8 protein-coding genes and 1 pseudogene are annotated in these 13,077 nt (G+C 49.2%); 5 read left to right on the top strand and 4 right to left on the bottom strand.

Translation table 11 applies throughout. From position 1 onward, the window contains the following. Window positions 1–419 precede the first annotated feature (419 nt). A pseudogene (locus EL628_RS26690) lies at window positions 420–1,295 on the bottom strand (hypothetical protein); the annotation flags it as partial. Window positions 1,296–1,529: 234 nt separating this feature from the next. Further along, window positions 1,530–4,814: an ATP-binding protein gene (locus EL628_RS26685; RefSeq protein WP_218029004.1), complete on the bottom strand. Its 3,285-nt coding sequence runs from the start codon at window positions 4,812–4,814 to the stop codon at window positions 1,530–1,532. Between the two features lie 541 nt (window positions 4,815–5,355). Between EL628_RS26685 and EL628_RS26680 the strand changes: the two genes are divergently transcribed. The 3 genes from EL628_RS26680 (at window position 5,356) to EL628_RS26670 (ending at window position 8,625) form a co-directional block, all read left to right on the top strand. Beyond that, on the top strand, window positions 5,356–5,922 hold the full coding sequence (locus tag EL628_RS26680; protein ID WP_126583023.1) for a dihydrofolate reductase family protein: 567 nt from the start codon (window positions 5,356–5,358) through the stop codon (window positions 5,920–5,922). A gap of 567 nt (window positions 5,923–6,489) precedes the next feature. Then, window positions 6,490–7,698, top strand: coding sequence for a macrolide family glycosyltransferase (locus EL628_RS26675; RefSeq protein WP_126583022.1), 1,209 nt, complete (start codon window positions 6,490–6,492; stop codon window positions 7,696–7,698). 276 nt (window positions 7,699–7,974) lie between these two features. Further along, on the top strand, window positions 7,975–8,625 hold the full coding sequence (locus tag EL628_RS26670; protein WP_126583021.1) for a hypothetical protein: 651 nt from the start codon (window positions 7,975–7,977) through the stop codon (window positions 8,623–8,625). A gap of 3 nt (window positions 8,626–8,628) precedes the next feature. Here the strand turns inward: EL628_RS26670 and EL628_RS31175 are convergent, their stop codons facing one another. Further along, a complete protein-coding gene (locus tag EL628_RS31175) occupies window positions 8,629–8,874 on the bottom strand; it encodes an alpha/beta fold hydrolase (protein WP_218029003.1) in 246 nt (81 codons plus the stop codon). Window positions 8,875–9,305: 431 nt separating this feature from the next. On the opposite strand from EL628_RS31175, the gene EL628_RS26660 reads away from it, so the two are divergent. Both EL628_RS26660 and EL628_RS26655 read left to right on the top strand, forming a co-directional pair. Next, window positions 9,306–10,160, top strand: a complete 855-nt coding sequence (locus tag EL628_RS26660; RefSeq protein WP_126583020.1) for an RNA methyltransferase — start codon at window positions 9,306–9,308, stop codon at window positions 10,158–10,160. Between the two features lie 395 nt (window positions 10,161–10,555). Beyond that, entirely contained in the window at window positions 10,556–11,779 is a 1,224-nt protein-coding gene (locus EL628_RS26655) for a tectonin domain-containing protein (protein ID WP_161975793.1), read from the top strand. 245 nt (window positions 11,780–12,024) lie between these two features. On the opposite strand, the gene EL628_RS26650 is transcribed toward EL628_RS26655, so the two are convergent. Beyond that, entirely contained in the window at window positions 12,025–12,960 is a 936-nt protein-coding gene (locus EL628_RS26650) for a DMT family transporter (RefSeq protein WP_126583018.1), read from the bottom strand. Between the last annotated feature and the right edge of the window lie 117 nt (window positions 12,961–13,077).

The following is a 13,077-nucleotide window of genomic DNA, read 5'->3' as shown; positions in this document are numbered from 1 at the left end:
AATTCTGATTGTGAAATGTCCGGGATATGAGTCATCCTGAACTTTTGCAAAAGTTCTCAAAACCAGGGGGCAGGATTCTCCCTGTAGGGGAGTGGAGTGTCCCCACTCCTCGGCAGAGGGCGGCTTGTCTTTGAGGTACGTGATCCGATATCTCTTTATCGGCGTTGCGAGCGACGAAAACGCAACCAGAAGCCACTGAGCAGAAGAACTGCGGCGATCCCCACGACCAGAGGAATGATCCAGCCTGCACGCTCTTGAGAGGGAGAGACGAGCGCACGTTTCTTTTGATCCTCGGCAACGATCGTTTGGGTGGACGTGGGTGTAGCACTATTCGCGATCACCACCTGGTCACGCCGGGGGAGAGGCGTTGGCGTGGGAGTGGGAGCAGCAGGCGTTGGGGTTGGGGTGGGGAGTGCTGCACGTGATTGAGCCGAGTCAGGGCTGACCTGTAAAGAGGATTCATCAACCACTTCAAAGTTTGAAAGAAGCATCTTCCTCAACTGTAACACCTCGGGATTATCCCAATGATCATCCGGGGTGCCAGAGATAAAGCAACAACTGCCATTATCGGCGACAATCATTCCGTAATGTTTCAAGGCGGTGAGGACAATGCGGGTCTGTGGAGAATATCCATCAATATTGACGTCAGCTTTCAGGCGGAGACGAAGACCCATCGGCGGAAGGTTGGGGTCAGTATTTGATGAAGCAAAGTGACGAGCAGGCCAGATATAGGTATTTTGTGTCTGATTGACGGTAAAACGCAGGGCATGGGTGATGACTCCCGACGCAATCTCGTCATAACGGACGAGGCCTGCAAAGATCGGAAGTCCGGCGGCGTCTGCTGATGTCCAGTTACGGGGACGCAAGGCATTGGAGTTGAGATCCCATATGGCACCGCTGCCCGCTTTCCAGCTTCCATCGGCCTGGGGGTAACTTGCAAAAGTCTCATAGAGCTTGCAGGTTGCGCTATTGATAACAAGCACATGGCGGTCCCCAGTACTCTGTGCGCCCCCTTCAATGGGGGCTTGAGGAGGGATTGGATAGGGACCAGGATCGCTCTCGTTTGCGTACTCAAAGCTCACCGGAACGGTTGGTTGTGTTCCTGGAACGACGGTATATGGAAAACCGATGGGCGCATTATCATACAGGCCAGAGCCGAAAAAACCATCAAGATGATTGGTAAGGCCAATGCTTGCCATATAGTTGGCTGAGTTAGAATGAACCGGCAATGAAGAAATATCTTGATTCCAGATATTATCAGAAGGGAAAATCTGACAACCCCCAACGGTGTTCATCGAGCGCTGTGGATAAGCGAAGGCGACTGTTCGACCCTGTACGTTGGCTACCCCTGCCTGGATTATGAGGACCAGGAGTAGCAACAGAAGACAACGTTGGAGCATGTCTAGAGTGGAATTGGCACCAGAGATCCTCTCATGCCTGCTTCGCATCCATTCTGGCTTGCATTTCATGATTTTATTTTAACTCTTTCCCAAAAATAGGTATTCCTTCGTGATCTAGCGTGAGGCTCCTTATCCCTGATGAGGAGCGTGCAGGGGCAAGGAGAAGGTAATTGTCGTGCCTTGGCCTTCCTGGCTTTCAACCCAGATCGTTCCTTGATGGCGTTTCACAAATTCGGCTGAGATATAGAGCCCTAATCCTAAGCCAGGGTACGTGAGTTGTGTATCGCCCTCGACGCGATAAAAACGCTCAAACAGATGGGCCTGCTTCTCCTGTGCAATCCCAATGCCAAAATCCTGAACGCTTGTAAACAAAGTATCCTCGGTCCGGGTTGTTCGGACGATGATTGTATCAGCCTGTGGGCTATATTTGATGGCATTGGACAACAGATTGATAAGCACCTGCTCGATCCGTTCACGATCAGCATAGAGCTCTATTGATGAGCTCGCTTCATATTTGATGGTATGTTTGCTTGTTGTCCGCTGGAGATCTTCAACGACTTCCTGGATCAGCTTTTCCATATCAAAGGTCGTTTTTGAGAAGAGCAGATGGCCATTTTCGATCTTGGTGACGTCGAGAAGATCGGCAATAAGGTGCGTTAACCGATCTACCTGAGACTCCATTTTGTGAAGAAGGGAGACTGCTCGATCGTCGCCAGCTCGTTGAAATTGGCGTTGAAGTAATTGGGTATAGGCCTTCAGGCTGGTAATGGGAGTCTTTAATTCATGGCTGGCAATGCCAAGAAATTCATCTTTTTGTCGTGAGAGCTCTTCTATTTTTCGTCGCGCGAGCACCTGGTCAGTTACTTCATAGGCAAAGACCATCACCCCTTCAATGACTTGATTGGCATCGCGCAGGGGAGTATACACAAAGGTAAAATAGGTATCCTCCAGGACTCCTGTTCCCATGCGATCAATGGCAACTTTGAGCTCTTCTCCTGTATAGGGAATGCCCGTTGTCATCACCCCTTCCAACAATGGCTCAAGTCCCTGGCCGCGTACTTCAGGAAGTGCTTCAAAGAGGGGAACATGCAGGACCTGCTCGCTTGTTCTCCCCCAAATTTTGAGGGTGGTAGGATTGGCCAGTTCAACCACATACGTTGGGCCGCGCAGAATGACAACGGCTGCGGGAACATGCATAAAGAGCTCATAGAGGCGCTCTTCTGCTTCATAGCGTGTACGTACTGTTTTAATCTGAGTTGTCACGCGGGCCAATAATTCGCGAGCGGAGAAGGGTTTGACCAGGTAGTCATCTGCGCCAGCCTGGACGCCTTCGATGATAGCTTCTTCTCCTGCGCGTGCTGATAACAGAATCACGGGAATGCGAGAGGTATCGGGATGTTCTTTGAGCGCCTGTAAAAGTTGGAAGCCATTCATCTCTGGCATCATAACGTCTGTAAGCACTAAGTCGGGTTTATGACGTTGGATTGCCTGAAGGGCCAGGGCTCCATTGGTAACAGCCTCTACTTCAAAGCTAGATTCTAAGAGCCGTTTGATATACTCGCGCATATCCCCATTATCGTCAGCCAGGACAATGCGCGGTTGATCGGAGAAGACCAGCATATGCTCCATTGTAGCGGGTTCTTCAGGAATGGGATCAAGGGTGTTTTCTGGCAACCACTGCATCATCTCCTGGAGATAGGGGGTTGCACCAAGTGCGGTAGAGTGCAAGAGAGATCTGCTGCTATCCTGATCATGATGCCATTTGGGAAGTTTGACGGTAAAGGTAGTTCCATGTCCATCAATGCTCTCAACCGTAATTGTCCCATGATGAAGTTTGACCAGTTCCTGGACGAGAGAGAGACCAATGCCAGATCCTTCAATCGAGCGCGATTTTGCACCTTCGACACGGTGGAAACGTTCGAAGACATAGGGAAGATCTTTATGCGCAATCCCAATCCCCGTATCCCGTACCTGTAGTTCCACTTCTTCAGCTTGTTCTGTGAGGATAACTTCAATTGAGCCCTCAAACGTAAATTTAAAGGCATTGGAGAGGAGATTAAAGACGATTTTCTCCCACATATCTTTATCAATGGCAATAGGAACCGATAATGGAGGGAGCTGTAGCTGAAGTTTAAGCCCCGCGGTCTCAATGGCTGAACGGAAATTGCTGGCCAGTTCGGCGGTATAGTGCGCTAAATCTGTGGGTTCGTATCTCGCCTGCACACGACCCGCCTCAATACGTGAGAAATCGAGCAACGTATTGACCAGCTTTAAGAGACGCAGAGCATTGCGATGCGCAATCTCAACGCGTTCTTTATTCAGTGTCGTGATATCTGGATTATTCCGCATCTCTTCAATCGGCCCCAGGAGCAGAGTCAGAGGCGTACGAAATTCATGGCTGATATTGCTGAAGAAAAGAGTTTTGGCTCGATCAATCTCTGAGAGGGCTTCGGCTCGTTTCCGTTCCTCTTCATAGGCTTGAGCACTGGCAATGCTGGCGGCGATCTGTCCGGAGACCAGCTTGAGAAAACCTTCGTACCCATCATCAAACCGTCGGAAAGGATTCAAGCCTACAATAAGCACTCCTCTCTGTCCCATCTGCCCAGAAGGCGCGATAGGAACCAGGGCGGCCTGATGAGGTGCACGATTCCAGGGATGTGTTGGCAGATCAGCAACGAGCTGTGAGAGGTTCTCGATAAGGAGAGGTTGTTGCGTCTGGATCACCTCTTGACACGGCCAGATAACAGAATCGTTCAGCATTATCTGCTCAGGTGCAGCCTGATGACCAGGAGGGAGGCCGGAACTCCCTGCTAGAGAGACGCTCTTCTGTTCAGGATCAAGCAGATAGATCAGGGCAAAGGGAAGATCTACAGGACTTTGTGCCAGACTCAGTGCGCTCAGAGCACAGGCCTTCGCTACAGTGCGAGCATCCGTTGTTTCAGCAGCCAGGGTGCGCAAGAGGGCAATCTGCCGTTCTCCAATAATGCGCTGTGTATCATCGGTATTTGCACAGATAATCCCCTCAACACCACCCTGATCGCCCGGGACGGGACTGTACGAGAATGTATAGTAGGTCTCTTCTTGATAGCCATAACGCTCCATAATGAGGAGAAGCGACTCATCATAGGTTCCACGGTTCTCTTCAAAGACCGTTTTGATACGAGGCTCGACCTCATCCCAGAGCTCATACCAGACAACTTTCACTGGCTGCCCTAGCGCCTCAGGATGTTTTCCACCGACAATCGCTCGATATGGATCGTTATAAAGATTGATCAGGTCAGGACCCCAACCAACCCAGATTGGCTGACGAGAGGTGAGCATAATACGAACAATAGTTTTCAAGCTTTGTGGCCAATGCTCCACAGGGCCAAGGGGCGTGGATGACCAGTCCCTGGCACGTATTCGAGCTCCCATCTCACCACCTCCCGCAAGAAAATCAGTCTGAGAGGAAAGGTGCTTTGTTGCTTGCGCTGTTACATCAAGAGAGTTGTCTGATTGGTCGTCATACTTCATGCCTTTTTTTGGGAACCTCACCTTCGTTCGTTGCGCACACTCACCCCAAGTATATCATACATCGAGCTATATGTGGCAAAAAGGAGGGGAGCCCCCTCCAGATCTTTCTAGTAAGACGAACAGACCGCTGAGGGCGGTGCGCTTTTAATCTTATTGGCTATCTTCAGAACGGAGAGCGACGGAGCGGGAGCGGATGAAAAACATGATGATGAGGCTCTCATCTAAAACTAACGTTAGTTTAACTATGTGGGCAATGAGCTTTTGTTTATTACCATGAATCATGGAGAGGGGATTACGGTAAAAAATCGATCACAAAGCACACTGTATTCGCTTCTTCGTACGCTGCAACCATTGTTACCGTTTTTGATTGGCTACGTGAGAATAGGAGCCTGGTGCAAATAGTTACTCTGTGTAATGATAGATGGTATTTCAGGAGAAAAACGTGAGAAAATTAGTTGCTTCGATGCTCATGACTCTGGATGGTGTGGTTGAAAATCAACATCTGTGGACTGTTCCATTTAGGAGTGAGGAATCGCAAACGTATAAATTGGATGAGCTTTTTGCCAGCGATGCACTTTTGCTGGGGCGCGTAACCTATCAGCTGTTGGCAGCTGCCTGGCCTGGAGCTTCTGGTGCATATGGTGAAAGAATAAACAGGATGCCAAAGTATGTTCCAACCAGCACATTGCAGGAAGCCGAGTGGAACGCTACCTTTATGAAGGATAAGGTTGCAGAGGAAGTGACCAGATTGAAACAGGAGCCTGGTCAGGACATACTGATCTTTGGGAGTAGTGAACTCATTCGCTCGCTCATGCAAGAGGATCTCATTGATGAATACCGTCTCATGATCTTTCCCATTGTAGTAGGAACCGGGAAGCGGCTTTTTTCTGGTGAGGGCCCGCAAAAGGAATTTACCCTTGCGCAGTCACACACATTCAGCTCAGGTGTTGTAGTACTCACATACGAGCCACAGCGAAAAGAAAAGGGAATTGCAACTAATCACCCTTAGTCGCAATTCCCTTTGACGATTTCCATACCCACTGGAGCACGGTTGACTGGTATGTGATGTGGTACTTGTTGTCGAGGTTTCGGCAGGCTGACGAGCGGCAAAATGCCTCGTCGCCGATCGTGGCGTCGCCTCGCCACGATTCCAGAACCTGAGGTTAAGGTTGCAGCCCGGTCCGGTGAGCAAAGGCGCGAATAGCCACCGCAGCATTACCAACCAGCGGTTTTCCATGCCCCAGACAAAGTGTCGTCACATTCATCTCAGCTACTTTGTGAATCGAGCGTTTTGCTTGATCCAGGTCCGGTGTTGCAGCGACCATGGGCAAAAGGAAAAGGAGTATTAAACAACTCTAGCATTTTTTCTCTTTTAGCGGGTATAATCTTCATAAGAATAGCGGTGTGTTGCTGCTATTCAAAAGAAAAAGACAATGTGGTCTCACTCCTGACCTCGCTGAGAAAGAGTCTTCTTCGCCGCAGAAAAGCATGTTCCGGACCTTTTTTTGGTGACTGATGCAGCCAATTTTTTCTACCTCCAGATGCATACCTTCAGACGAGAAAGTGAGACGTTTCTATGGCAACATATGCGTTTTTTAATGTTCCAGCATGGGGACATGTGAACCCAACGCTTGCAATTGTACAGGAGTTAGTCGCTCGGGGTCACGCGGTAAGCTATTATCTGCCAGAGGAATTTCGTGCAACCGTTGAAGCAACTGGCGCTACTTTTCAGCCCTACGTGTCCAGAATTGGTCATGCATGGACGAAGGGCTTTGCAGATACAGAAAAAGGAGGAGGAATCATCAGGACGATTCTCGCGGATAAAGAGACGGTTGGACCTCAGATTATCGATCGTCTCAGAGCTGAGCGCCCTGATGTCATCATTTACGGCTATATGTGCTCCTGGGCAAAAGGAGTTGCAGAGGAACTTGCCGTCCCGGCGATTAGCACACGTGCCACTTACGCCTCGAATGACCATTTCGACGCATTTCGAGATATGCGTACAAGATTGCAGGGCGCAGCTATTCTTGAGGAATTTTCGAAGTTGAGCGGTGCGAACGCAGAACATGATAGCTCACCATCCAGTCCTCAGGCTGAGCTCCTCCGCTTGACTGCGGTGGTTGAGCCACTCAATATCATCGTCATGTCCAGCATTTTTCAACCGCTACAAGAGACGTTTGATGATCGCTACCTCTTCATTGGCACCTCTATTCTCCCTCGCCACCAGGAAAGCGATTTTCCATTTGATCAGCTCGATCGGAACCGCCCTCTTCTCTATATCTCCCTGGGAAGTATTATGACCAATCAACCAGCGTTTTATAAGCTCTGCTTTGAAGCCTTTGGAGACCAGCCATGGCAGGTCGTACTTCCAATTGGAAGACATACGGATCGCGCACAGCTCGAACCCGTTCCATCAAACTTTATCCTCGCGCCCTCTGTCCCTCAACTCGAGATCTTGCCGCGCACACGGCTCTTTGTGACCCATGCTGGAACCAACAGTATTATGGAGAGCCTTTTCTTTGGTGTGCCAATGGTCCTGATTCCCCAACAACCAGAGCAATATATGCATGCCCTGCGAGCCGTAGAGCTGGGCCTGGGTGTGCAATTAGATAAAAATACGCTTACCGCTTCGGCTCTGCGCCAGGCTGTAGAGAGTGTAGCCGATAATTCATCCTATCAGGAACAAGCCCATCATGTGCAAAACATTGTTCAGGCGGATGGTGGCTATCAACGTGCAGTCGATGCAATCATTCAGTTTACCCGGACACATGCAAAACATTCATAGACCTTTGACACTTGGAGAATGTGCGCTATTAGTAACATTTATAGCGCACATTCTCCAATTTTTCTCTCACCTCAACCATCATAATGCCACTTCTCTCCTGTTGAAGATTTTTATTTTGATCTTCCTCGTAGCATGTATGCATAATAAAAGTATTTTGGCCGCTCCCTCTCTCCTGCATTCTAGCTTCTACCTGAGTAGTTACTGAAAAGCCTTGCAAATGTGCGAGCTTCAAGTTATACTTGAAGCTAGACTACCATGTGAAGAAAAAGGATGCTCATGGAGACACAGCAGCAAGACAAGCAACGGATTCGGCGGCGCGAGAAGATCATGGTTGTAGGCACAGGCTGTTACGCTATCTTCTTTCTGGCGGCTCTGTTTGTTCCTTTTGTCATCTATTTGATGATTCCAGTCTTCCAGACAGTAATAAGTGTAGGTCTCTTTGTAGGTCTCTGGCTTTTCAGCTGGATGGTGACATACATACTGGTCGCTTTCGTTCTGACACGGTATATCACTACTACCTTTGCACTCAAACATGCATGGCTTTCACGCTATGGAATTGAAAGCAAAGCAACAATTACTCGATACGACGTGAAGCGGCACGTTACTCCATCAGGAGACGAATACCCCTCTCTGTGCTTCGAGCTGAGTTGGTCTCATCCTATCAGTTCAACCCCTATTTCTATCTGGAAAAAGCTTCCTTCTGATGTTTGCCGCGAACGACACTCTTATGATCATAAAGAGTTATCTGAAGAATGCCTACGCCAATTGGAATACTTCAAACCTGAAGCTCCTTTTACCGTGCTTTGTGATCCTACTGATCCTTTCTTTTTTCTGACCATTCATCCGATCAAGCCTTCTCACTATCCTCTTCCTACTCCTCAGGGACATCTGGTAAATAGCGCGAATGTTCGTCGGTTTTTAAGGTGAATGTCAGAAAATCGGCGCGAAACATGGGAATCGACCATATATAGCCTGAGAAAGCTGCTCTAGCGGAAGGTGGCCAGCTTCGAGGATCGGTTCGAAGCGAGCGTTGGGGAACGATTGGGCATAGACACGACCATATTCAAGAGCTGCCACGTGATCGCTTTCTCCCCAGGCAACGAGAACGGGGATTTTCACATGCCTGAGGCGACGCTGTAGCTTTGGGTCACTACCCAACCTCTCGCTATCATACACATAGAGCGTCTTCGTATTTGCTTTGCTGGCTGCAATTTGCTCAGGTGTAATGGTCGATGGATCGACTTGGAATGCCGCTGGATTGTGGAAGCTGAGGGCCGACAGGAGGTGAGACCAGGATCACTGTAAAAATCGAGATAAACACTCACAAAGCAATTTGTTCTATTAAGATTTTATGTAACTATTCAGAAAGGCTACCTCGAAGGTACATAACGTATGTGCTTTTCGCTCTTCTTGTGATTGGCATAATTGAAAATGCAGTAAAAAACCCCGTGAAATGAGTTCTTTACATCATCATTCTGAATAGTTACAAACATTTTTACTAATACAATACTTTATGTCTCATGCCATTTCCTCCTGGAAGAAAATATGGTAAGATTGAACCGCCCCGCCCGTAAGCCGACAAGTAGATGAAGATGGAGATTTATTCTATGCCAAAAATTATAGCACCACGTATCGTGAAGATATATTCAGAAAATAATGATTTTCAATATGCAGATACACTGAAACGGAAGCGCGAAAAGCGGCTTCGTCATCGTGAATTTTTTGTCGAGGGTGTTCGCCCTATCAATCAGGCATTGCAGTATCACTGGCCTATTCGTGCATTTCTCTATGCACGTGATACTCCCCTCTCAGATTGGGCTAAAAATATCTTACGGACATCAACTGCCGAGACTCATTATGAACTGCCTGCCCATCTTCATGCCAGGCTCAGCCAGAAGGCTGAACCATCTGAACTGATTGCCCTGGTCACCATGCCCGATGATGATCTAAGCCGTATCCCCTCCAAAAAAGAGGATCTCCTGGTCGTCGTCTTTGATCGCCCTGCCAGCCCAGGGAATCTTGGCACAATCATTCGTTCGTGTGATGCCTTGCATGTGGATGGTATTGTGATTACAGGCCATAGCGTAGATCTCTATGATCCCGAGACCATCAGTGCGACCACGGGCTCTTTCTTTGCCATCCCCGTTGTCCGTCTTCCCTCTCAAAAAGAGCTGGTGCCCTGGATTGAGACTCTTCGACAGCAATCAGAAAAAGGTATACGTATACGTGTTGTTGGAAGCGACGAAAAAGGAGACTGTGAGCTCACCGAATATGATTTTACGCAACCTACCGTACTCGTCGTTGGGAACGAAACCTGGGGCATGAGTGCAGCTTATCGAGAATGGTGTGATACTATTGTGAGCATTCCCATCGCTGGTTCGGCCTCCTCGCTGAACGTTGCCTGCGCAACCTCTATTTTGTTATACGAGATCAATCGTCAACGCCGCCTTCAGCAATCATAACTCACGTTATTTGAGATTATTATGAACATGAGCCAGATCTACATGAGCCAGATCTACATGAGCCAGATCTCGCAAGAAGTAGGAAAATTGCGCCGAGTGGAAATCGAGAGCAAACACTTTTTCTCTCTTATCGAGCAAAATATGCCTTGACAAATACTATCACTGCGGCTATACTTTGGTTGAGGTTACTTCTTTTCTCTTCTTACGCCCTCATGGTTTGCTAGATCATGATATGATCTTAAAACCAATCAAACTGGCCTCACCTCTAGATTCCTTGTATTCTTTTTTTTATGCGTTATGCTGAGCGTGTTCCTTGTCCTTGTATCATGGCCACTGAGAGCATCTCCCTGTACAGCTTTTTTGATTACAGGCTCATCATGAGAAGGAGAACTACGATGGCACTTAATTCACAGGATCAGCAGGCGATTGTCACGACTCATAACACGTATCGGTCAGATCCAGCAGTCAATAACCCCAACCTGACCTGGGACAGCACCCTGGCGAGCGGGGCGCAAACCTGGGCCGATTATTTGGCGAGTACGGCCCACAAGCTCCAGCATAGTAACGCGAGCGACAGGCCGGGTCTGGGAGAGAATATTGCGAGTGCAACGACAGGAAGCATGACGCCAGGGCAGATGGTTGATGAATGGGGAAAGCTTGTCATTCCTTCACCACCTGCTCCTGGAGGACGGTCTGAACAGGCGCAGTTCAAGCCTGGTATTTATCCTGATGTCTCCAAAGATGGGGGAACAGTTGGTCACTATAGCCAGATGATCTGGAGAACTACCACCAGCGTTGGATGTGGGTTTGCCACCGACAGTACCACTGGACAAGATTATCTGGTGTGTCGTTACTCGCCCGCTGGAAATATGGCGGGTGTGGGTGTTCCCTCTCCCCAACCCATCTCCCTCGCTCAGATCTCGGTTGCGGACTCCAAAAACGTCCTTGGGGTGGATGCCTCAAACAATGTCTACTGGTTCAACTCTGATGATGGGAACACCTGGTCTCAGTACTCGGTCACCGGCCAGCAGATGAAACAGGTAAGCATCGCATCGGATTACACGGTCTACGGACTCGACTCCTCCGGGGCTATCTGGCAGTACGGCTTTACCAGTACCCAGACCTGGACGAAATTGGCTGCTGGTCCCGTTGCCTTTGTTTCTCTTTCCTGTGGATCGGCAAGCAACCTGTGGGCTGTAGGGACAGATTACTTCTGCTATCAGAACACTGGAAGCGGCTGGACGAAGATCGTTTATCTCCCTGGAGCGGGGGCTGCGGGGGGACCGCTGATCACGACCGCTGCTGATGGAACGACCTGGTGGTGTGATAACCGTGGTATGCCTGCGCGCTACACTGGTAGCACCTGGGATTGGTCGGTGAGCAGCGCGACCGGGTGGACATTTCTCCAGCTTTCCTGTGGATCTACAACAAATGTGTGGGGAATAGGGAATAATAGCCAATACTATAAGCTCGCAGCCTCAGGGACGAGCTGGACGACGGCAATGCCCGGCACAGGGAAACAGGTCAGCGTGGCCTCTGATGGAACGGTTTGGTCAATAGGATTAGATAATACGGTCTCTCGCCTGGTGAACAACGCCTGGGTGCAGCTTCGCTTCTGACACCAGCAACCAGGATCGTCCGCTTTCTCCAACGATCATACAATCTCTCCGAGCAAATCGCCGATGTGCGCTCTGCAGCTTCCTCCTCACGAGGAAGCTGCACTCGTGTCGAAGATGTCAACACGGCCATCTCCGCAGAGTAATTTGGAGGGAAAAAACGAAGAGACCCCACCTTGTGGGCTGCTTGTGGCGATGGATCACGCCATCGCCACAAGCAGCGGATCAGCGGATCAGTGAGGACGCGGCTATGACTGGTGGCCAGACGTGTCCTGGGCCACGGATACCTCTGATTGTGGCGTGGGAGATGACGTTAGAAAGGGAATGGAGCCCGTTGTGGAGATCCAGGAGCCAGCAATAATCAACAGGAAACCAGAGATCGTAGCAATGGTAAATTGTTCCTGAAGGATGGTTGCACCCAGAAGAACGGAGACAGCCGGATTGATATACGTGATAACCGTACCACGACTGGCCCCTACTTCAGCAATCAATGCAAAAAAAGTTGGTAGGGCCAGGGCTGTACAGATCACACCCAGAATCAGCAGGCTCCCGAGAACTCCTATGCTGGGCACATGACTGGGGAGCCGCGTGAGAATCAATGGCAACAAAACAACCGTCGTGATGCTACATTCGGCAGCTGCCACCGAGATGCGTGGTAATGCAACCAGTGGTCGTTGTTTCAGCAGTAAAGCCCCAACTGCATAGCCCAGAGCAGCTAGCAGAATAAGGGCAGCACCAAACCACATCTGCCCATCACCTCCCACGTCAAAACCCAGTAAGACGACCAGACCCACCATACCAATCAGCAGTCCAATCAGGCGCAGTCCACTCACCCGTTCACTTTTATCAAAGCCCAGAGCCAGAAGGGCAACAATCAGTGGATTAGCAGAGATAATCAGACTGGTGAGCGAGGATGGAACATGCTGCTCGCCGTAACTAATCAACAAAAAGGACCCGACCATATGAATCAGCGAGAAAAGCAATACAACCGGCCAATGTTTCAGAAGCGGTCGTATCATATTGCCTTTAACCGCCATAGGTATCAATACAGCCGCTGCAATAGCCGCGCGAGCAAAGACAACCACGGCTGGATCTAGTTCGCGTACAGCAATTTTAATAAAAAAGTACGGAATACCCCAGAATACAGACATAGCAATAAAAAGCAGCCAACCTTTACGTGTCATATGGTCTCCTGTGCGCGAATAGCAAAAAATAAATACGTGTATCTATCAATACAGATCTTTTACAGCAATCAACAGAATATCAGAAGGATCAATCTTTGAAAAGAGCCACTTGAATTG

The organism is Tengunoibacter tsumagoiensis (genome assembly GCF_003967535.1).
Classification (GTDB): Bacteria; Chloroflexota; Ktedonobacteria; order Ktedonobacterales; family Ktedonobacteraceae; genus Tengunoibacter; species Tengunoibacter tsumagoiensis.
The sequence above is the reverse complement of the archived record's forward strand: the minus strand, read 5'-3'. Positions and strand labels throughout refer to the sequence as shown.

What these genes read in the sequence shown, in the direction of transcription:
- EL628_RS26670 (WP_126583021.1), top strand. Translation starts at nt 7,975, where the DNA reads ATGGAGACACAGCAGCAAGACAAGCAACGGATTCGGCGGCGCGAGAAG.
- EL628_RS26675 (WP_126583022.1), top strand. Translation starts at nt 6,490, where the DNA reads ATGGCAACATATGCGTTTTTTAATGTTCCAGCATGGGGACATGTGAAC.
- EL628_RS26655 (WP_161975793.1), top strand. Translation starts at nt 10,556, where the DNA reads ATGGCACTTAATTCACAGGATCAGCAGGCGATTGTCACGACTCATAAC.
- EL628_RS26685 (WP_218029004.1), bottom strand. Translation starts at nt 4,814, where the DNA reads ATGGGAGCTCGAATACGTGCCAGGGACTGGTCATCCACGCCCCTTGGC.
- EL628_RS26650 (WP_126583018.1), bottom strand. Translation starts at nt 12,960, where the DNA reads ATGACACGTAAAGGTTGGCTGCTTTTTATTGCTATGTCTGTATTCTGG.
- EL628_RS26660 (WP_126583020.1), top strand. Translation starts at nt 9,306, where the DNA reads ATGCCAAAAATTATAGCACCACGTATCGTGAAGATATATTCAGAAAAT.